The following is a 19,375-nucleotide window of genomic DNA, read 5'->3' as shown; positions in this document are numbered from 1 at the left end:
ATTACCCCTCTTTCGTTATAGTTATCAAAAACATTGTGCCAATTAAATAAGAAAACTAGCTATTTTGCGAGCTCAATTTCAATGGATAGACTAGTTAAATATATCAATCAGTTCACAGAGAAAACTGGCCAATGGGTATCATGGCTAAGCATTGTTTTGGTTGTCCTAATTGGCCTGGACGTTGTACTGCGCTACGCATTCAATTGGAGTAGCTCTGCCAACCAAGAATTAGAATGGCATCTCTTCGCAACTTTATTTTTATTGGGATCAGCCTACACACTTAAACATGATAAGCATGTGCGTGTAGATGTTTTCTATTCCCATTTCAGTGAATCAAATAGGTCATGGGTTAATCTGATCGGAACTACGATCTTTTTAATTCCTTTTTGTCTTGTAGTGATCAAAACCTCGATTCCTTTTGTAATAGATGCTTGGAAAATATCTGAGTCAAGCCCGGAACCTGGTGGATTACCTCATAGGTTTATCATTAAATCAACTATTCCTGCGGGCGCCATATTACTATTCATTCAGGCTATCTCACAAGGGTTATCTGCTCTTTCTTCCATCCTCGACAATAAGACCAAATGATCTCAGAATACTTACCTCTCCTGCTCTTTGCGCTAGTATTTGTATTGATATTATTTGGCTACCCTGTCGCCTTTACTCTTGGAGGGCTATCGATTTTAGCGGGAGTACTTATTTATGATATTGACTTTTTCTATTTGCTGTCGCTACGCATCTATGGAACGATGCACAATTTTGTTCTGATCGCTGTGCCCTTGTTTGTCTTTATGGGAATCATGCTGGAAAAATCAGGACTTGCGGAAAGCTTATTGGAAACCATGGCCAGCCTTTTTGGTCGGATGAAAGGTGGCTTGGCCGTTTCGGTTGTAATTGTTGGGGGCATGCTAGCTGCATCAACAGGAATAGTAGGTGCCACTGTAATTACCATGGGCATGATCAGTCTACCAACCATGCTTAAACGTGGCTATTCTCCCACTTTGGCTACAGGTACGATTGCATCCTCCGGTACACTCGGCCAAATCATTCCACCATCGGTAGTGCTTGTTCTTTTAGGTACTGTACTGAATGTTTCAGTAGGAGACTTATTTACAGCAGCTATTCTTCCTGGCATTTTGCTCGTCGGGCTATACATTATTTATATCATTGCCGTTTCATATATGAAGCCAGATGCGGCTCCAAGCATTTCATCCAAAGAGCATCAAGATTTTTGGAAAGAGGGTGCCTTCAAAAAAGTTCTGGTTGCCTTCATCCTGCCATTTATGCTGATTCTATTGGTACTGGGGTCAATATTCGCAGGTATCGCATCTCCAACTGAAGCTGCAGCGGTTGGAGCTCTTGGCGCCATCATTCTTACAGCCATTCAGAAAAAATTAACCCTTAAAATCTTGAAGGAAGTCATGCGGGATACTACATTTCTGACCTGTATGGTTTTTATGATCTTGGTAGGCGCTACATCCTTTTCTCTTGTTTTTCGCGCCATGGGTGGAGATCGATTATTAGCCGATTTAATTACTCAAGGAGGGCTTTCTCCTCATCTCTTTTTGGCCGTTGTACTCCTGGTAGTTTTTGTAGCCGGTTTTTTCATTGACTTTATTGAGATCATTTTTATAATCATCCCAGTAGCGGCTCCTATTTTCTCCGCCATGGGCATTGATCTGATTTGGATAGGAATCCTGATTGCGCTGAATCTTCAAACCAGCTTTCTCACCCCACCGTTTGGATTTTCACTGTTCTATTTGAAAGGAGTTGCTCCTCCCGAAATCAAGACCAGTCATTTATATCGCGGAATAGTTCCGTTTGTAATTATACAACTCGTGTTATTGGTAGCTGTAATCGTGTTTCCGGAATTAGTGAGTTGGTTACCCGACTTACTAAAAAACTAGGTTGTACTGACTATATTCTGGCTCACTTCCGATGTACCTCTAGCTCCAGCCCCTTTATACATTATATAGAAACAACCAACCATTACTACATGGCTAATGTCGTTGAAGTTGAACCATTCATTTATAGAAATTTTAAGTAAATGAATAATTGCTGGAATTAAATTAGTGAGTACCCCTGCCACTATCAAAGCTGACCTTTTATCCTTGTATTTAGCATAATTGGCAAACGATACTGGAATAACCACTCCTATCAATCCTACAACGGAATCAATAAGCACACTCGAAAAGTGCTGAAATATCAAAACGGACGCAGACATGACCATGAGCTGAGTATAACTGAAAATTCGAACGAATGAACGAACCTTTACCCTTTGTATGAGAGGTAAAACAGCCAGCTGCGCACAAAAAATAGAAATACCACTTAATAGCCAAGCCGCATGGTGAAATTTATGACCTACATAATTGATAAACCCGTGTGCGGTGCCCCCAGTAACTGAAGCTAATCCAATGAATAGAAAAAATAATGCCCAAAATTTTTGTGAAATGTCCGCACGTTCATCATAAAATAATCTATGACCAAAAATAAAACAGGCAATGGCCACGACCCAATTGGTAATCCACGTCATAGGCTCCGTCACCTGAAGGTCAAACAATTCTATAGTAGGTACTTGCATCGCGCAATGATAATAAAGCTTGAAAGACTTCTTTCCTCCAGGCCAATGAACTTTACCAAAGTTTATAACTTTGGTAAAGTATCTTCTTATTTTTACTAATATGTGGCAAGAGCAAAACGACACCCTCACAAAGACCTTTACATTCAAAAACTTTATTGAAGCATTTGGTTTTATGACACAAGTGGCCATTGAAGCAGAAAAAATGGATCATCATCCCAACTGGTCTAATGTTTACAATAAGGTGATCATTACCTTATGTACCCATGATGCCGGAGACATAGTGACCGATAAAGATCGAAGACTGGCAGAAGTCATTGACTCACTTATCAGCTGATGGAATACAATGCTTCTCTTTACTTGGTACCTACACCTATTGGAAACCTGGCTGATATTACACTTCGCGCGTTAGAAGTACTTAAATCTGTGGATATCATATTGGCCGAAGATACGCGCACTACGGGTACATTGTTAAAACATTATGACATTAGGAGTCAGCTCAAGAGTTATCATATTTTCAATGAGCACAAACAAGTTGAAAAACTTATAGAAGAATTCAAGGCAGGCAAAAAGATGGCTCTTGTTTCCGACGCAGGCACTCCCGCCATCAGTGACCCGGGATTTTTACTAGTAAGAGAGTGTCTGAAGACCGGTGTAAGACTGGAATGTCTACCTGGTGCAACGGCATTCGTACCAGCACTCGTTGCTTCAGGCCTGCCTAGTGACCGATTTGTATTTGAAGGCTTTTTGCCACAAAAAAAAGGAAGACAGACTAGACTTCGCTCTTTGATAGAAGAAACCCGAACGATGATTTTTTATGAATCTCCTCACAGATTGATAAAGGCACTAAATCAGTTGGGCGAAACGTTAGGGTATGACAGACAGGCATCTGTTTCTCGTGAATTAACTAAATTATACGAAGAAACCATTAATGGCAGTATACAAGAAATCATCAACCACTTTGGAGATCAAAAAATAAAGGGAGAAATAGTAGTGATAATAGCTGGAAAATGAACTTAAAAGACATCACACAAAAAGTAGTTGATCTATCACTTGAATGCGGAGCCTTTATCAAAAAAGAAGCAGAGACCTTTAACTATGATCAGGTAGAGATTAAAGGTAAAAATGATCTGGTTTCTTATGTAGACAAGGAGGCTGAAAAAATGATGGTTGAAAGGCTGAAGGTCATTCTACCAGAAGCCGGATTCATTACTGAAGAGGGTACCGAAATAGAATCAGAAGCCTCATATAAATGGATCATCGATCCCCTTGACGGCACTACTAATTTCATCCATGGATTACCTATTTACTCAACCAGCATTGCACTAGTAAAAGATAAGGAAATTGTATCAGGAGTCGTCTACGATATCGGCCGAGACGATTGTTTTCATGCCTATAAGGAAGGAGGAGCACAATGCAATGGCAAATCCATTAAAGTCTCCAAACTACCTACCTTAGGGGATAGCTTACTCGCGACAGGTTTCCCCTACTATGACTTTGATAGAATGCCCGAATATCAAGCGATTCTCAACGAACTCATGCAAAATGCACATGGACTGCGCAGGCTTGGAAGTGCAGCTATTGATTTGGTGTATGTAGGTTTAGGCAGGTATGAAGGCTATTTCGAATATAATCTCAATCCCTGGGACATTGCTGCCGGAGCACTAATAGTTGAAGAAGCTGGAGGGAAGGTATCCGACTTCTCCGGTGGAAATAATTACTTGTTCGGCCGGGAAATACTCGCGGCCAATACAATACATGCCGAAATGCTGGCGATTATCAAAAAGCACTGGTAATTTTGCATTCAATGATACAAGAAATTCTTATCTGGACAATATTTGGTTTTGCTTCCTTTTTTGTTGCTAGAAAGATCTATTTAGATTTCAGCTCAAAAAACAACTGCCCAAAAGGATGTGGGAATTGCGAAATAGCGGATCAAAAAACAATTCAAATGAGCACATCAATTAAGTCTATCAAATGATTTTGGCAGCAGCCAAATAGCTCGTAATTTTGCAACCTGAAATTCTGAGATTAGAAACACCGAGCAATTGCTCGTTCAAAAAAATATAAACAATGGCCTTTAGTTTTTTTAAGAAGAAAAAGAAGAAAGAAAATACCGATTCAAGATACATTGACCTGACGGTAAAGGAGGTAGTGAAGGAAACGAATGATGCTGTTACCTTGGTATTCGAGCAACCATCGAGTGGGGATTTAAATTATGAACCAGGCCAGTTTATTACACTTATTCTAACCATAGAAGGGAAGAAGGTCCGGAGGGCCTATTCGCTATGCAGTACGCCATCTCTAGGTGAATTCCCTGCCGTCACGGTCAAAGCCGTAGTCGGAGGCATCATGTCTAATTATATCAACAACGAGGTTAAGTCGGGAGACACAATCCAAATCATGGAGCCTATGGGTTCTTTTGTTCTGGATATTAAGGCATCAAATAAAAGGCAGGTCTTTCTATTTGGAGGTGGAAGTGGCGTAACTCCTCTCATGTCCATAGCAAAATCAGTCCTTAGCCAAGAGCCAGAAAGTAAGGTATCACTGGTATATGCTAATCGGGATATAGATTCGATTATTTTCAAAGAAGTAATCGAAGGTCTTCAAAAAGAATATGAAGCAAGACTTGATGTAGTACATTTTCTAGAAACACCACCTACAGATTGGACAGGCGAGGTAGGCTATATGACAAGGGAAAAGGTAATCAAAATTATTACCGACCTAAAAGATGGCAGTTATTCGGACTTTTCCTTTATGACTTGCGGCCCCGAGCCGCTTATGAATATCGTTTGGAAATCGCTCGAAGAGCTCAAAATACCAGAAGACAAGAAATTTAAAGAAAGCTTCGTGGCCGGCAACACCTCCCCGAGTGCCATAATAGCAGATGCGAACGGAGCACATGAGGTTACTATTTTGCTTGAAGGAGAGGAGTATACCTATGAAGTACCAGCTAACAAAACTATTTTGGAAGCTGGACTGGACAGGAACATTGACATGCCCTATTCTTGCCAAAGTGGACTGTGCACGGCCTGTCGGGGCAAGTGCCTTCAAGGAAGCATTAAAATGGATGAAGACGATGGACTATCTGATGAAGAAAAAGCTGAGGGATACGTACTGCTCTGCGTAGGTCACCCGGAAAGTGATGATGTGAAAGTGGAAATAGGCTAAGAGCCTACTTTCAAATTGGATAGTTCAACCTCAGCTGCCATAAAACCGAAGGCTTGCCAATAAGGGCTGTCCATCATTTGGCCAAAAATAGCTTTAGCTTTTTCGGCATCTCCATTGTAGTAATACCAGTTGCCAACTCCATACCCCATTGTCATGTCATCAATGGCCATTTTTTGGCTTTTATTTGGATTGAACAATTGTTCGGGTCTCTTGATACCCTTATACATCAAAAGTCTATTGTGATAAGCATAATTTTCAATTACATTCATCCTGCTTTTTATAGGTTCTAGTAGTGCTTCTGCAGCAGCTAAGTTGCCCGTCTTTCTGTAGGTCATATATAGCCAATCTGTTGCCGCTACCAACATATCATCATTGTCAGAAATGGCTATGCACTTTTTATAAGCGGATACTGACTTGTCGTAGTTGCCTTTCATATAGTATGCCAGACCCAGATGATACCAAATATTGTACTGAATAGAGTTTCGAGGAATATTTCTTCGGTTGGGCAGGCCATCTTCTTCCATTTCTACTGGTGCTGTTCTTGAATAGAATACTGCTTTTTCCAAATCCTGAATGGCTTTGTCAAACTGACGAATAGTGAGATACCTGTGTCCTCTATGTCTGTATAGTTTATAAGACTCTGGAAATTTGCTCAGACCAAGAGTGAATATCTGAATAGCATACTTGTATTGATAGAGGTACGCAAGTCTACGACCATACCATATGATACTTTCCAGACTGTCAGGGTTATTATTGAAGTTCGCTTCTGCCTCTTCAAGCTCCTTCTTTCTTTTATCAAGCACCTTTTGTGGTAATTCTGGCGGAAATAATTTCACACCAAGCAAGGACACGGCTTCGTGCTCGCTTTCATCCACGACCTCTGCTCCTACATTAGAAACATCTGACACAATAGATTTCTTTACTTGCGTGTCATTAGTATTTTCTATTTGAATGCAGCCACCCAAGACTAGTATTAATGCAAAACCAATAATTCTTTGCTTCACTGTTTATATTCTTTGTATTCAAGAAATAATCCAATTTTTACTAACTATTATTCTAATTTTGGACATTTAAATTTCTTAGTATCAAATCTAACTCAACATTATTATAATGTTAAAAATAACACGGTGGTTTTCTTCAATTATGTGTTTATGAAAGGTGATTCATAAGATTGTCTAGTCCAAGGGGTATCTATTTTATTTAACAACTTAAAACGGCCATCCCATCATTATACCAAATAAATTATTGTTGGAATACAGGTAAATTGTATTAACGGTGTTAAAATCCTGTCGAGTAAAACATTACGATATATAATTTTTTCTATCTTTAGGTTCCTCTGGACAATGAAATATCTATCTGAAATAATTGATTCCAAGAGATGCCTTTTTTCTTAAACCAATTAATACATCAATTATAATGAATGAATCAACCCTTAACTTTTTGAACAACTGGAGTTCTGCTATGTTGATTCTTACTCCTGTGTTCGCAGGTATTGGAATCTTTATATTTATTTTCTACAAAGTTAAACTGGCCACCACCAAGATCTACAAAGACAAATATGATCTGGTAAGTAAGCACGAATACAAATACCTATTAACTGCTCATATTGCCATAGCTTCTGCAATATTTTTTATTTGTAATACCTACGAGGCCTCAGGACTTACCCACTCATTTATGTGGTTTTGGATCAGGCTCTTTATTTCGCTTTGTATTGGCGTGCTTTATGGCTACGTAGCATTACTCATGCTCAACTTCTATTATCCTACTCAGCAAGCGAAGCGTCTGAAAGCTTACAGATATGAGCCTAGGATAAACCCTAAGACAGGGAATAAAATGAAACTCTTAAGTGAGGAGGAGGAAGATGCCTACCTTGACGAGGGTATGCAGGCAGAAGAAGATGTGTTTTCAGTAGATTACGATGTATGGATAGATATAGATACCGGCGATACGCATATTGAAAAATACGAAGGCAGACTCCATGCCATGGAATGTGACCGATGTGGGTTCCAAACATTAAAACTTGAAAAGGAAGAGATCACAAAAGAAGTCACTGAACATGAGGATGGTGAACTTATTAAACATTATAAGTGCACCTATTGTAAAAGGATCAAAAGGAAAACAGTGAACTTGTCTCATGAGAAATCTGCGAGTGATTTCAAAGTAACAGAATCCACCCAATTTGTTGAAGACCCATTGAATTCTGGACCTAAGATTGTGTTGTTAAAGATGGACATCCACATCTCTGGTGGGCGTATCCAAAACTATGAATTTCAGAATATGAATGAAGCACAGAAATTTCTCAAAGAGTTTGACATAAGTAAGCTAGAAGAAGAGGCCGACCAATAGGATATCAAATGACCCAAAACAAGAAAAGCCATCCCGACAGATCGAGATGGCTTTCTTTATATTTTCTGTAGACTAATTTAAGACTTAGCTTCAGGTGTAACTACTGAAACAAAAGATCTGTTTTGTCTTCCTTTTTTGAACTCTACAACGCCATCGGTCAACGCAAATAGGGTATGGTCTTTACCAATACCTACGTTAGCTCCCGGATGATGCTTAGTTCCTCTTTGTCTTACGATGATGTTTCCAGCGATAATATCTTGTCCGCCAAATATCTTTACTCCCAATCGTTTACTATGGGACTCTCTTCCGTTTTTCGAACTACCTGCTCCTTTCTTATGTGCCATGGTATTATATTATTTAATATTTTCGATTAAAACTTTAGTCAATGGCTGTCTATGACCATTTTTTACCTTGTATCCTTTTCTTCTCTTTTTCTTAAAGACAATCACTTTATCGTCTTTCTCCTGAGCAAGGATTTTACCTGAAACTTTAGCACCCTTTACTGTAGGGGCACCTACTTTGACCTTCCCGTCATTGTCTATCAACAATACTCGGTCAAATTCTACGGAAGCGCCAGCTTCACCCTCCAAACGAGGAGTGTAAACATACTGATCTTGCGTTACTTTGAACTGCTTACCGGCTATATCAACTATTGCGTACATAAATAATTTGTAATAAATCCAGTTTTTAAAATTGGTCTGCAAAAGTAAAGTTTATCCTGCACTTTTCAAACCCTTTCACTAGCATTTTAGCTGACATAAAAAAATAAAAAAAAATTCAACTTTTTTTAACCCTCGATTCAAGCTCATTTTAATACAAGTTATTATTTAAAATGAAGGCTTCCAACGTGCTAGTTTTCAATTATTTAAATCTTTTTTTCTAAGTTGTCTAAAACACCATTTCGCCACCATTCTCGCCTTGTCTTTTTACCTTCTTTTTTTCATATTTGTACTGCTTGTTCAAAGGACTCGACACACTAACGAACAAGTAATCCTATAGAAAAATGAACACCACCGTCTCACCTCGTGTGAGACACGAAAAAGGAGAATAATGACTGGCTTCAGTATCATTAGTCACGACTATTATTTGTCCTTTTTTAAAAGAAATGAAGTAAAAGCAAAATGGCAAAAGACACCCGGCAAGACGAACCTATACTCAAAGAGAATAAGGATAGGTTTGTACTCTTTCCCATCGAAAAAGATGACATCTGGCAATTTTATAAAAAAGCTGAGGCCAGCTTTTGGACCGCTGAAGAAATTGATCTCAGCCAGGACTTGAAAGATTGGGAAAATCTGAATGATGGCGAGCGCCACTTTATTACTCACGTACTGGCCTTCTTTGCGGCTAGTGATGGAATTGTAAATGAAAATCTTGCTGAGAACTTCGTGTCCGAAGTTCAATATACTGAAGCCAAATTTTTCTACGGCTTTCAGATTGCTATCGAAAACATTCACTCAGAAACATATTCCTTACTTATTGATACTTACGTAAAAGACAATAAGGAAAAAGATAAGCTGTTTCATGCGGTAGAAACCATCCCGTGCGTGAAGAAAAAAGCAGACTGGGCTTTGAGGTGGATCGACAATGGCTCATTTGCAGAAAGATTGATTGCTTTTGCCGCAGTGGAAGGTATTTTCTTTTCAGGAAGTTTCTGCTCAATCTTCTGGTTGAAAAAAAGAGGCTTGATGCCAGGTCTGACTTTTTCCAATGAACTTATTTCAAGGGACGAAGGACTACACTGTGATTTTGCGTGTTTATTATACAATGACCACTTGATTAATAAGCTTCCTACTGAAACCGTAGAAAAAATCATCATAGACGCCGTAGAGATTGAAAAGGAATTTGTCACTGACGCCATTCCGGTAAAATTGATTGGAATGAATGCAGAACTCATGTGTCAATATATTGAATTTGTTGCAGATAGATTGTTATTAGAGCTTGGATGTTCCAAACAATACAATGCGACTAATCCATTTGATTTTATGGAAATGATTTCTCTACAAGGGAAAACAAATTTCTTTGAAAAAAGAGTGGCAGAGTATCAGAAAGCCGGAGTGATGAAAGAGGCCAGTGATGACTCACCAAAATTTAGTTTGAACGAAGATTTTTAAAAAACATACGTATATATCCCATAGCTGTTAACCTGTTTACCTTATGCTAGTACTAAAAAGAGACGGAAGGAGAGAATCCGTCAAATTCGACAAAGTCACTGCCAGAATTGAAAAACTCTGCTACGGACTGAACACCAAGTTCATTGAACCTGTAGACATCGCTAAAAAAGTGATCTCAGGTATTTATGATGGTGTAACAACTGTAGAATTAGATAATCTGGCTGCTGAAACTGCCGCCTCACTTACCACGGTCCACCCTGACTTTGCTAAGCTGGCCGCCAGAATAGCTATTTCCAACCTACACAAAACAACTAGTAAGTCTTTTTCAAACACTATGAAAAGGATGTACACTTATATAGATCCAAAAACAGGGGAGAATGCTTCACTTCTTGCGACGGATGTATATGGAATCATAAAGAAAAATGCTGCGCTGCTTGATTCTTCAATTATCTATGACAGAGACTTCAGTTATGACTATTTCGGGTTCAAAACACTCGAAAGATCATATTTGATGAAACTGGATGGACAAATCGTAGAAAGACCTCAGCACATGCTCATGCGTGTAGCGATCGGGATACATAAAGAAGATATAGAAGCAGCCATCGAAACCTACAACCTACTCTCTGAAAAATGGTTTACACATGCTACTCCTACACTATTTAATGCAGGTACACCTAAACCACAATTGTCTTCATGCTTCCTTCTTACCATGAAGGATGACAGTATCGACGGGATATACGATACTTTGAAACAAACGGCTAAGATCTCTCAATCTGCCGGTGGAATCGGATTAAGTATTCATAATGTAAGAGCTACAGGATCTTACATCAAAGGAACCAACGGCGTATCGAATGGTATCGTTCCGATGCTAAGAAACTTTGACATGACAGCTAGATACGTAGATCAGGGAGGTGGAAAGCGCAAAGGAAGTTTTGCAATCTATCTTGAGCCTTGGCACGCCGACATTTTTGAATTCCTTGACCTAAAGAAAAATCACGGTAAAGAGGAAATGAGAGCAAGAGATTTGTTCTATGCTCTTTGGGTGCCGGACTTGTTTATGAAACGAGTAAAAGAAAATGGCGATTGGACACTGATGTGTCCCAACGAGTGCCCAGGGCTCGCTGATGCCTATGGAGACGAATTTGAGAAACTATATGAAAGATACGAAGCCGAAGGAAAAGGCCGTAAGACCATCAAAGCCCAGGATCTTTGGTTCGAAGTTTTAGAATCTCAAATCGAGACCGGTACTCCGTATATGCTGTTTAAAGATGCCGCTAATAAAAAATCAAATCAGAAAAATTTAGGTACAATCAAGTCTAGTAACCTTTGTACCGAAATAATGGAATATACTTCTCCCGATGAAGTTGCTGTTTGTAACCTGGCTTCCATCGCACTTCCAATGTACGTGACCGAGGACGGCATGTTTGATCATCAGAGACTTTATGATATCACTTATGTGATTACCAAAAATCTGAACAAGGTAATTGATGTTAACTATTATCCAGTACCAGAGGCACGAAACTCAAATTTGAAACACCGTCCTATTGGAATAGGAGTGCAAGGGTTGGCTGATACTTTCATTAAAATGAAAATGGCTTTTGATTCAAAAGAATCAAGACAATTGAATAGCGAAATTTTCGAAACGATCTATTTCGCTTCTATGACCGCTTCTAAAGATTTGGCGAAGGTTGACGGCGCATATGAGACATTCAAAGGCTCACCAGTATCTAAAGGTATCTTCCAATATGATATGTGGAATGTCACTCCTAGTGAAAGATGGGACTGGACAAAGTTGAAGCAAGATGTAAAAAAACACGGTGTGAGAAATTCTTTGTTATTAGCTCCTATGCCTACGGCTTCTACATCACAGATTCTGGGCAACAACGAATGTTTTGAGCCATACACTTCTAACATCTATACCAGAAGAGTTTTGTCCGGTGAGTTCATCGTAGTAAACAAACACCTGATGAAAGACTTGATTGCTATCAATCTTTGGGATGATAGCATGAAAAACAGAATCATGCAGGCCAATGGATCTATTCAGAATATTCCTGAGATCCCTCAAAACATCAAAGACTTGTACAAAACCGTTTGGGAAATCTCGCAAAAAGCGATTATTGATATGTCGGCTGATAGAGGTGCTTATATATGCCAAAGCCAAAGCTTAAACATTCACTTACAAGAGCCTAACTTTGGTAAGATGACTTCCATGCATTTCTATGCTTGGGAAAAAGGTTTGAAAACTGGTATGTACTACCTCAGAACTAAGGCTGCAGCTGATGCGATTAAGTTTACAGTATCAAAAGAAGAGAACAAAAACTTCATTCCTGCTAACGACAAAGAAGGCGAAGCCAACTCACAGTTCGAATGTGTAGGATGCGGTAGTTGATTCGAAACAATATATTACTGAAAAAAACTCCTCGTTGATAATTATCAGCGAGGAGTTTTTTTTGCCCCAAATCTCAACGGATCATAAGTATGTGGCAGACCCGGACAATTGGAAAATTTATGGTTATGAAAACCATGTAAATATTCTGCTTAGGGGGTTTAGCCATAAATAATGCCTTTCTCATATCATCTCATTGTAAAAATAAAATGCTTCGCCAATTCCTATACCTCTTATTGTTTTTCAGTACTAGTTGCGCTATTTATTCGCCACATGTTGCTCCACCTGTACTAGTAGAAGATGCTGGAGATACACAAATAGATATTGGTCTAACAGGGCCTGTTGCCTTAGGTCTACAAACTAATTTTGCAGTAGCAGCAACGGATAACCTATCACTGCAACTAGCCGCCAGGTTTTATGCAAAGGAAAATTTTATGCTAGATGGTAGTATTGGTGGATCAAAAAATATAGGCAAGAGAAGCAGATTAGGTCTCTTTGCGGGAGCCTCGGGAGGGTCAGGGAAAAACAAATATTCAATTCTCTATGATGACTTTGAAATAAACGGAACCAGCCGGTTATACTATTTAAGGCCTCAATGGACTATACATACCAAAAAGGTTGATTTTGTTTTGTCCTCAAAATTTGGAAAAATCAATCAAGATTTTTACTACTACAGAAAAGAAACAGGGGCCGATGGTGATTGGGTAGAATATGTGATTGATGAAGACCGTGAGCTAAGCGCTCTATTTATCGAACCTTCAATTTCAATAATATTTAAAAACAAAACTGGTAGACTTGCTCTCACCAGCTCTTACATTATCAATAACGGGACCGATCAACAACAAGGAGGTATTAGCCCATTCAATACTGGCCTAAGTTTCCAATACTTCAAAAAAAGACAAAAATGATTTATTAATTTCAACGTAATAGTTGTAGGACTACCTTATGTATTGTAATAAATGTCGAGTCGATCATTATCAACTTGATGCGACCTCTCAACAGCAGCACGAAAAGCAGGTCCCTTAATCCCCTTTTCAAACTTATTTCCCGCAGTAAACACACGAGCTTCATCCCAATAGTTATTTTCAATCAGAGACTCTATTAAGCAGGCTCCTCCTTCCACCAATACAGATTGGATACCTCGCTGCCTTAAATCAAAGAAAATATCCTCTAGGATTTTCTCCTTATTCACTTTGACCCATTCCAGATTTTCCTCTTTTCTATTCCTATTTAGATTATAACAAATAGTGGGAATCTCTTGATCAAACAAATTGAGACCGGCATCTAATGATAAATCTTTGTCAATGACAATTCGAATAGGGTCACTGCCCTCCCAATCTCTAACATTGAGTCTAGGGTTATCATATTTGGCCGTGTTCGTTCCTACCCAAATGGCATCTTCCTCAACTCGCCACTTATGCACCAATTTTCTGGATTTTTCATTGCTGATCCATTTCGAGTCATAATTCTCACGCGCTATAAATCCATCAGCCGTTTGAGCCCATTTCAAGATCACATAAGGTCGTTTTTTTTCTACTCTGGTGAAAAATCTCTTATTCAAATTTCTTCCTTCCTTTGATAAGACACCCACATCCACTTCAATACCCGCTTCCCTGAGTTTTTTTATCCCTCCACCATCTACCAGTGGAAAACTATCCTGATTGGCAATTACAACACGCTTGAGCCGGTGTTTAATCAATAAATCAGCACATGGAGGAGTTTTACCAAAGTGTGAACAGGGTTCTAATGTCACATATGCGGTGGCCTCTTTCAGGAAAGTCAAATTTTTTACATTTTTAATCGCATTGACCTCGGCATGTGCTTCTCCATATTTTTCATGCCAACCCTCTCCAATGATTATATCATCATGCACAATAACACAGCCGACCATCGGATTTGGACTTACTATTCCAAACCCTTTTTTAGCCAACTCTAGTGCTCTCTGCATATATTTTTTATCTTTTTCTTTACTCACTGGTTTGCTATTATGATTCCTACTTGATCTAATCCTATCATTTATTAGTTCCCTTTGACACGACGAGCGTACTCAAATTTACACCGTTTAATTATTTTTGCGACATGGAGGAATACTTTCCCAGGAATACATTTCAAGATACCGTAGCGCTGCTCAATCCAGAATTGGGACTCCAGGAAAGCCAGGCTCTTGCTTATATTATACTTGACAAAATTTTCAGCATATCCAGAACTGATATAATAGTCAACCGTCAGTTTTTCCCGGATAGCCTCCAAAAAAAGAAATACAACCTGCTGGTTAAGCGCTTGATCGACAATGAACCCATTCAGTATATTTTCAAGGAGGCAGAATTTTATGGTTATCGGTTTTATGTAGATAAAAATGTTTTAATCCCAAGGCAGGAAACAGAACTTCTTATTCAGATTATCAGCAATTTCAGAAGTTGGAATAAACCCAAGATGGCCGACATAGGAACCGGTTCCGGATGTATTGCATGTTCTCTAGCCTTGAGTATTGAAGACGCACAATTGGTGGGTTATGATATTAGTCCAAATGCACTCAAAATTGCACAATACAATGCTGCCAGGCTAGGAGCAAACGCTGCCTTTTCTACTTTGGACATTGTAAAACAAAATCTCCCGCCTGAAGAACTTGATCTGATCGTAAGCAATCCTCCTTATGTCATGGACCAGGAGAAGCAGGAAATGAAAAAGAATGTGCTCGAATTTGAACCTGCCTTAGCCTTGTTCGTTCCCGATGATGATCCTCTACTCTTTTATAAAGCAATTATGAAAAAGGCCAAGATTTCTTTAAAAAAGGGTGGTGCACTGTTCTTTGAGATTAATGAGCAATTTGGCGAGCAGACCCTATTGCTTTTTCAGCATTATGGCTATTCCCAAGCCAAAGTATACAAGGATCTCAATGACAAACAGCGATTCGCTTCTGCCGTACTAGAATGAAATGCTATTTCTTATAAGGTTTACTCGTTCTACGAACGCATCGTATTTCGGTTGAAGATTTTCATTGGATAGCATACGGGTCGTCTGAAACCTTTTCCATTTTCGAAGAAATCCATTGAGTGATACCAAAGATATAAATGGCAGAAGGGTTCCTATTATCACCAGTTCCCACCGAGAAGAATAGTCCCAAATCCAGGAAGCCAACAGCCACCACCAAACACAAAATCCAAGCAGCGCAAATCCAAATTTTAGCGATGCTACAAATTCAACTTCTTTAATTTTTGTTTTTACAAACCAATGAACAGGTAGTAAGACCGGCAAATTGATGAGTAGACCAATCAATGCCAAAGGCACGAGCAAAAGCATTTTTAACTTACCACCATTACTTATAGACCGAAATGGGAACGACAAACCGGCTTCTTCCAATTCTTTCTTTTCATCGTAAACTTCATTCACTTCATCCAATCGATTTTCCAGGGCAGCAGATTTATGGTTTATTTTTTCCGGCTCTATCAATTGATGAGAATCTAGATCATGAAAAAAAATAGCGTCCAAACCAAGATAAGCGTTCCTATCCAATGAGACATGCACCAGACTCAGTCCTTCTGTGATCTCAGAAGTCAACTTGTTGTAATTCTTAGCGTTCTCTTCTTGTTCTTTCACAACAATGGGCTCACCGAATACAATATGAACGGTTGATCTAAACCCTGTATGATCTGAGTAGTTTACACCCACAGGTACGACGGATACTTCTTTGGTGCCTCCTTCAAAGTTTACCGCACCTAAAGCTATCCGGGTGATACCCTTCTTCAGTACCCTCCTGTGCCGCCTCATATTATGTTCACCTTCTGGGAAAAGCATGACTGAATACTTTTTTGCCAAAGCCTCAAAACAAGCTCGAAAAATTTGCTTATTGGCTTCTAGTGGATTGACACCATCCTGCGCTCGATATACTGGCATCAAATTGAGTGAATTAAGGAGGGCCTTAGCGATTGGGTTTCCAAACACACCTGCGCGTACCAGATAATGATCGAAACGAGTATTGCTTGTCGTTATCAGAAGTGCGTCTATGAAAGCATTTTCATGATTAGACCCAAAAATTATTGGTGTGTTTTTGGGGATATTGTGTCTTCCCGTGACTTTGATTTTTGAAAAATAAAGGTGAAGCCCTATCCTGACTAAGGTCCACATGGTATAGTACCAGAGGTATTTAATTACAATCATTTAATCTATGTGATTGACATAATGCTCCCACTTCTCTATCACATCCTGCAAGTCTTGTGGCAGCTCAGAGTCGAATTGAACAAATTTTTCAGTAGTTGGGTGAATAAATCCTAACGATTTGGCGTGCAGCGCTTGTCTGGGTATCAGCTTAAAACAATTTTCAACAAACTGTTTGTATTTTGTAAAGGTGGTCCCTTTTATAATTTTATCTCCCCCATAAGTTACGTCGTTGAACAATGGATGTCCAATGTGTTTCATATGCGCCCTGATCTGATGTGTCCTGCCGGTTTCCAGATTACATTTGATAAGGGAAACATATCTAAGTCTTTTGATTACCTCGTAATGCGTAACAGCTCTCCTACCCAAATCGCCTTCCGGGAAAGCTGCAGTCACTCTTCGGTCCTTAAGGCTTCTTCCTAAGTTCACATCGATTGTTCCGCTATCCTCGTTGGGTTCACCCCACACAAGCGCCAGATAGGTTCGTTCAATGCTATGATCAAAGAATTGTTTAGCCAGGCTTGTCATTGCTTTCTCACTTTTAGCTATTACCAACAAACCTGATGTGTCTTTATCTATTCGGTGTACGAGACCAGGTCGCCCGTCATTATTGGGCATGGTAGGAAGGTTCTTAAAATGAAAGGCTAAGGCATTGACCAAAGTTCCGGACCAATTTTGATAAGCGGGATGTACTACCATTCCCGGCTCTTTGTTGACTACGAGAAGGTCGTCATCTTCGTAGGCAATATTCAATTTAATATCTTCCGGAATTATGTCGGTATCCTTAGGAGGTTCTGGTAAGGCGACAATTACAACATCACCCGGATGAACCTTATAATTTGGCTTTATTTCCTCGTCATTGACTTTGATAAAACCGTCCTTAATACCAGCCTGAAGCTTATTGCGTGTTACGTTGGGCAAGCGATCCATCAGAAATTTATCTAGCCGTAAAATTTCTTGCTTTGGGTCCGCAACGATTCGGTGATGTTCGTATAATTCTTCTTCCAAAGGTTCCTCTTGCATAGTGGGCAAAGGTAAGTATTAGTTTTAGATATTTTGATTATCTTAAAGCAACAAAGCAGCGATATATTAACATGACACAAATGACAAATCAATCAGAATTCTCCAGATTGCTCCTTAAGACGGTTTTCTCTTTTATGACCTGTGACGGTCATATATCCCCAAAAGAAGTAAGCTTTATTAAGAAAATGGCCAATGAAAAAAAGGACCTAGCCAGTCTCGATATTGATCAGGAACTGAATCAGATGATTGATCTGATCAATCTAAAAGGCCTGGATTTTTTTGATGATTACTTTAAAAAAGTGAAAAGTGCCACGCTTACAGAAGAACAAGAAATATTGCTGCTCGAATCGGCCATTCAGACTATTACAGCCGATGATAAGGTGAAAAAAGAAGAAATCTACTTTCTTAAAATTCTTCGTACCGCATTGAAATCCCCTGATCAAAAAATACTAGATAAGTTTCCAAAGATTGGAAAGGATTTTATTCATAAGGATGCACTGACGGATATCTACATTAAGGAACTCTATAGCAACTATTTTAAGCAAAAAACACTTCCTACATTCGATCTCTCCCAGGTACAAGACATTTCAGATTCTGTAGATTTTGGTACCGGATCATCTGAATAGCGAGTATCAATCTCCCTAAACTAATGGAAAAGAAAGCGATCAGTGTCCACACAAAATATACTCTTGGAGGTATTCTGTTCGGACTTTCGTTTCCTATCTTTTCTCAGTTTATAGATTGCCTACTCAATGATCTTGATTTTAATTGGGCCAGCATAATTATTATTCACCAAAGGAACGTAATTCATTATGTAGTAGACACAGCTCCAATCGTACTGGGTGCAGCGGGCTTTCTTCTCGGTTTGACACATCAAAAAAAGAATGACAGCAATCGACAACTTAGAATAATTAATAAATCCTTAGACACGCTTACCTACAAAATCACTCATGACCTACGCGGCCCTGCTCTGAATATAAAAGCGCTTACAGAGATTTTGAGTACCTCAAATGCGACTTTGTCGGATACCAAAAAAGAAGAGCTGATTGACAAGATTAATGAGTCAGTTGCCAGCTGGCTGCTGACATTTGAAGACTTCATGTCATTACTCAGACATGAAAAATCGGGTGCTTTAGAGCAAAAAAAGTGTTCATTGCAGGATACTGTATCAGATCTAATACAAGTGCTAGATTACGATATTCAAGAATCCGGAGCTAAAATCAAAACTGATTTTACCAAAGGCCCATTTGTTTTCGTTTCGGAAATTTACCTGAATAGTATTTTGAAGAATTTAATAACCAATGCCATAAAATATCGACATGCAGAACGCGAACCTGAAATTAACATTTCATCGTTTGATGATGATGGCATGGTAAAAATAATATTCTCCGATAATGGCTCCGGTATTGACCTGGACAAATATGGAGATAAGCTTTTTACTCTTTTTGAACGTTTTGGTGAAAAACCGGAAATCCAAGGATCAGGTATTGGATTATACCTAGTAAAAGATCAAATTGAAAAAAATAATGGGTCGATAATGGCCCAAAGTAAGCCTGGCGAAGGCACAATATTCACCATCCATTTACCTATTACTTCCTAAGTAAC

The 19,375-nt window shown here is 39.1% G+C and carries 20 protein-coding genes; 13 read left to right on the top strand and 7 right to left on the bottom strand.

The genetic code is table 11. The features are described 5' to 3' along the window. Window positions 1-81: 81 nt before the first annotated feature. Both ABJD64_RS04205 and ABJD64_RS04200 read left to right on the top strand, forming a co-directional pair. Window positions 82-588, top strand: coding sequence for a TRAP transporter small permease subunit (locus tag ABJD64_RS04205; protein ID WP_348177728.1), 507 nt, complete (start codon window positions 82-84; stop codon window positions 586-588). Then, window positions 585-1,907, top strand: a complete 1,323-nt coding sequence (locus tag ABJD64_RS04200; protein ID WP_348177726.1) for a TRAP transporter large permease subunit — start codon at window positions 585-587, stop codon at window positions 1,905-1,907. The genes ABJD64_RS04205 and ABJD64_RS04200 overlap by 4 nt, the downstream gene beginning before the upstream one ends. Here ABJD64_RS04200 and ABJD64_RS04195 read toward each other — a convergent pair. Then, window positions 1,904-2,581: a hypothetical protein gene (locus tag ABJD64_RS04195; RefSeq protein WP_348177724.1), complete on the bottom strand. Its 678-nt coding sequence runs from the start codon at window positions 2,579-2,581 to the stop codon at window positions 1,904-1,906. The genes ABJD64_RS04200 and ABJD64_RS04195 overlap by 4 nt on opposite strands. Window positions 2,582-2,681: 100 nt before the next feature. On the opposite strand from ABJD64_RS04195, the gene ABJD64_RS04190 reads away from it, so the two are divergent. From ABJD64_RS04190 to ABJD64_RS04175, 4 genes are all read left to right on the top strand, one after another. Further along, the gene (locus ABJD64_RS04190) at window positions 2,682-2,915 is read left to right on the top strand and encodes a 4a-hydroxytetrahydrobiopterin dehydratase (RefSeq protein ID WP_348177987.1); all 234 of its coding nucleotides are present in this window, start codon (window positions 2,682-2,684) and stop codon (window positions 2,913-2,915) included. Beyond that, window positions 2,915-3,592, top strand: coding sequence for a 16S rRNA (cytidine(1402)-2'-O)-methyltransferase (rsmI, locus tag ABJD64_RS04185; RefSeq protein WP_348177722.1), 678 nt, complete (start codon window positions 2,915-2,917; stop codon window positions 3,590-3,592). Before ABJD64_RS04190 ends, rsmI begins: the two co-directional genes overlap by 1 nt. Continuing rightward, window positions 3,589-4,374 (top strand): inositol monophosphatase family protein, encoded by a 786-nt coding sequence (locus tag ABJD64_RS04180; RefSeq protein ID WP_348177720.1) that lies wholly within the window; start codon window positions 3,589-3,591, stop codon window positions 4,372-4,374. Before rsmI ends, ABJD64_RS04180 begins: the two co-directional genes overlap by 4 nt. A gap of 277 nt (window positions 4,375-4,651) precedes the next feature. After that, entirely contained in the window at window positions 4,652-5,749 is a 1,098-nt protein-coding gene (locus ABJD64_RS04175) for a ferredoxin--NADP reductase (RefSeq protein WP_348177718.1), read from the top strand. On the opposite strand, the gene ABJD64_RS04170 is transcribed toward ABJD64_RS04175, so the two are convergent. Beyond that, entirely contained in the window at window positions 5,746-6,753 is a 1,008-nt protein-coding gene (locus ABJD64_RS04170) for a tetratricopeptide repeat protein (protein ID WP_348177716.1), read from the bottom strand. The genes ABJD64_RS04175 and ABJD64_RS04170 overlap by 4 nt on opposite strands. 412 nt (window positions 6,754-7,165) lie before the next feature. Between ABJD64_RS04170 and ABJD64_RS04165 the strand changes: the two genes are divergently transcribed. Continuing rightward, window positions 7,166-8,095: a hypothetical protein gene (locus ABJD64_RS04165; RefSeq protein ID WP_348177714.1), complete on the top strand. Its 930-nt coding sequence runs from the start codon at window positions 7,166-7,168 to the stop codon at window positions 8,093-8,095. 77 nt (window positions 8,096-8,172) lie between these two features. Here the strand turns inward: ABJD64_RS04165 and rpmA are convergent, their stop codons facing one another. Continuing rightward, entirely contained in the window at window positions 8,173-8,439 is a 267-nt protein-coding gene (gene rpmA, locus ABJD64_RS04160) for a 50S ribosomal protein L27 (protein ID WP_348177712.1), read from the bottom strand. A 9-nt stretch (window positions 8,440-8,448) separates the two neighbouring features. Then, a complete protein-coding gene (gene rplU, locus ABJD64_RS04155; protein WP_348118801.1) occupies window positions 8,449-8,757 on the bottom strand; it encodes a 50S ribosomal protein L21 in 309 nt (102 codons plus the stop codon). 459 nt (window positions 8,758-9,216) lie between these two features. Here rplU and ABJD64_RS04150 point away from each other — a divergent pair, with 459 nt between their 5' ends. From ABJD64_RS04150 to ABJD64_RS04140, 3 genes are all read left to right on the top strand, one after another. Continuing rightward, complete coding sequence (locus tag ABJD64_RS04150) at window positions 9,217-10,206, top strand: ribonucleoside-diphosphate reductase small subunit (protein ID WP_348177710.1); 990 nt, start codon at window positions 9,217-9,219, stop codon at window positions 10,204-10,206. A 43-nt stretch (window positions 10,207-10,249) separates the two neighbouring features. Then, window positions 10,250-12,595, top strand: a complete 2,346-nt coding sequence (locus ABJD64_RS04145; protein WP_348177708.1) for a ribonucleoside-diphosphate reductase subunit alpha — start codon at window positions 10,250-10,252, stop codon at window positions 12,593-12,595. A gap of 206 nt (window positions 12,596-12,801) precedes the next feature. Further along, window positions 12,802-13,500 carry a hypothetical protein gene (locus ABJD64_RS04140; protein ID WP_348177706.1) on the top strand — a complete coding sequence of 233 codons (699 nt, stop codon included), beginning with the start codon at window positions 12,802-12,804 and terminating at the stop codon, window positions 13,498-13,500. Between the two features lie 35 nt (window positions 13,501-13,535). Here ABJD64_RS04140 and ribD read toward each other — a convergent pair whose 3' ends face one another. Then, window positions 13,536-14,567 carry a bifunctional diaminohydroxyphosphoribosylaminopyrimidine deaminase/5-amino-6-(5-phosphoribosylamino)uracil reductase RibD gene (ribD, locus tag ABJD64_RS04135; RefSeq protein ID WP_348177704.1) on the bottom strand — a complete coding sequence of 344 codons (1,032 nt, stop codon included), beginning with the start codon at window positions 14,565-14,567 and terminating at the stop codon, window positions 13,536-13,538. Between the two features lie 104 nt (window positions 14,568-14,671). On the opposite strand from ribD, the gene prmC reads away from it, so the two are divergent. Continuing rightward, on the top strand, window positions 14,672-15,526 hold the full coding sequence (gene prmC / locus ABJD64_RS04130) for a peptide chain release factor N(5)-glutamine methyltransferase (protein WP_348177702.1): 855 nt from the start codon (window positions 14,672-14,674) through the stop codon (window positions 15,524-15,526). Here prmC and ABJD64_RS04125 read toward each other — a convergent pair. Next, window positions 15,518-16,750: a lysophospholipid acyltransferase family protein gene (locus ABJD64_RS04125; RefSeq protein ID WP_348177700.1), complete on the bottom strand. Its 1,233-nt coding sequence runs from the start codon at window positions 16,748-16,750 to the stop codon at window positions 15,518-15,520. The two genes, prmC and ABJD64_RS04125, sit on opposite strands and share 9 nt — an antisense overlap. Continuing rightward, window positions 16,751-17,770: an RluA family pseudouridine synthase gene (locus ABJD64_RS04120; protein WP_348177698.1), complete on the bottom strand. Its 1,020-nt coding sequence runs from the start codon at window positions 17,768-17,770 to the stop codon at window positions 16,751-16,753. A gap of 80 nt (window positions 17,771-17,850) precedes the next feature. Here ABJD64_RS04120 and ABJD64_RS04115 point away from each other — a divergent pair, with 80 nt between their 5' ends. Further along, window positions 17,851-18,396 carry a hypothetical protein gene (locus ABJD64_RS04115; protein ID WP_348177696.1) on the top strand — a complete coding sequence of 182 codons (546 nt, stop codon included), beginning with the start codon at window positions 17,851-17,853 and terminating at the stop codon, window positions 18,394-18,396. Window positions 18,397-18,419: 23 nt separating this feature from the next. Next, complete coding sequence (locus ABJD64_RS04110) at window positions 18,420-19,370, top strand: HAMP domain-containing sensor histidine kinase (protein ID WP_348177694.1); 951 nt, start codon at window positions 18,420-18,422, stop codon at window positions 19,368-19,370. Window positions 19,371-19,375: the final 5 nt, after the last annotated feature.

The sequence above is a fragment of the Reichenbachiella sp. genome (assembly GCF_039944555.1).
GTDB lineage: Bacteria > Bacteroidota > Bacteroidia > Cytophagales > Cyclobacteriaceae > Reichenbachiella.
This window is presented reverse-complemented; position numbering and strand designations above follow the sequence as displayed.